Source organism: Nguyenibacter vanlangensis, from assembly GCF_013376155.1.
Taxonomy (GTDB): domain Bacteria; phylum Pseudomonadota; class Alphaproteobacteria; order Acetobacterales; family Acetobacteraceae; genus Gluconacetobacter; species Gluconacetobacter vanlangensis.
Genome location: NZ_JABXXP010000980.1, coordinates 1 through 842, shown reverse-complemented (window position 1 = coordinate 842; position 842 = coordinate 1). Strand labels below are relative to the sequence as shown.

Annotated in this window: 1 protein-coding gene; it reads left to right on the top strand. The window is 69.4% G+C overall.

Annotated features, from left to right (window positions below; genetic code table 11):
• Positions 1-842 (top strand): flagellar motor protein MotA (locus tag HUK84_RS20625; protein ID WP_176641855.1); only part of this gene is annotated, 842 nt, incomplete at both ends.

The following is an 842-nucleotide window of genomic DNA, read 5'->3' as shown; positions in this document are numbered from 1 at the left end:
GACGCCGCCGCGCCTGATGGCGCCGATGGCGTCGATGCTGGCGACGCACGGCCGCACCGACCGGCTGGTCCTGTCCACCCCGGCGATGCAGTCCATGCTGGACAGCCTGTCGTCGCGGCTGGACGAAGGGCGCGAATTGTCGCGCTACATGACCGGCCTGCTGATCTTCCTGGGCCTGCTGGGCACGTTCTACGGGCTGCTGCTGACCGTGGGGTCCATCGCCGACGTGATCGGGAGCCTGTCGATCGGATCGGGGGACCTGAACGTGATGTTCGGGCAGTTGAAGAGCGGGCTGGCCCAGCCGCTGCACGGCATGGGCACGGCCTTTTCGGGATCGATGTTCGGCCTGGCCGGTGCGCTGGTACTGGGCTTTCTGGACCTGACGGCCGGGCAGGCGCAGAATCGTTTCTTCAACGAACTGGAGGAATGGCTGGCCGGGCTGACGCGGATCGGCCCCGGCCTGGCCGGCGCGGACGGCGGCGATGCCAGCGTGCCGGCCTATGTCCAGGCGCTGCTGGAACAGACGGCCGAGAACCTGGAGAAGCTGCAGACGCTGATCGCGCGGGGCGAGGATGGCCGCGTGCAGCAGCAGGCGCTGCTGAGCAGCCTGAACGAGCGGATCGGCGTCATGACCGAGACGATGCGCGCCAGCCATGCGCTGATGCAGCGCATGGCCGAGGACTCCGGCCATGGGCATCTGCGCGGGATCGAGAGTTTGCTGACGCGGATGCTGACCGACATGGAACAGGGCCGCGCGCAGGTTTCATCCGACATCCGCAGCGATCTGCGCCTGCTGGCCCGCACGGTCGCCGCGTCGGCGCCGGCCGGCGCGCGCGCACCCT